The organism is Streptomyces sp. SID13726, from assembly GCF_010548375.1.
GTDB lineage: Bacteria > Actinomycetota > Actinomycetes > Streptomycetales > Streptomycetaceae > Streptomyces.
Window position 1 is genome coordinate 1 of record NZ_JAAGLY010000305.1, and the last position, 493, is coordinate 493.

The window sequence follows — 493 nt, forward strand, 5'->3', positions numbered from 1 at the left end:
CACGACGACGCGACCCTCGAGCTCGGTCGCGGTCGTGACGGTGAGCCCGCCGCCCGCCCAGATGCCGACGCCCGCGTCCTCCACGGCGGTGAGCTCGTAGACGTCGACCGGTCGCGTGGACGGGTCCGCGGTGCAGACGTCGTCGGCGGTGACCTCCGGCGTGGTGGCCAGCGGCGCGGCGGTCGCCGGCGCGGCGAGGCCGACGGTCGTCAGGGCGAGGGCGGTGAGTGCGAGGAGGGGGATTCCGCGGGGGCGCGCGGGGTGAAGGCGCATGGTGTCGGCTCCAGGTCGAGGGTTCGCTAGCGGCGCTGACTTACTGCGGACGGACTCCGTCGCCCGTGATCCGTGCTGTCGTGCTGCTCCACGGGCGTCGGGGAGCGCGGCAGGGTCGAGGCGACCCTAGAGGTTGCGAATGTCACCTTCCAAATTACGTCGGGGTGATTTCCCGGAACGACTCCTCCAGGGGGCGCCGTCCGCGCACGGAGTGGTCCGT

The 493-nt window shown here is 72.6% G+C and carries 1 protein-coding gene; it reads right to left on the reverse strand.

Features of this window, described 5'->3' with window-relative positions:
- On the reverse strand, positions 1-273 hold a 273-nt coding region (locus tag G3I78_RS47770; protein WP_203616525.1), incomplete at its 3' end, for a hypothetical protein.
- Positions 274-493 lie beyond the last annotated feature (220 nt).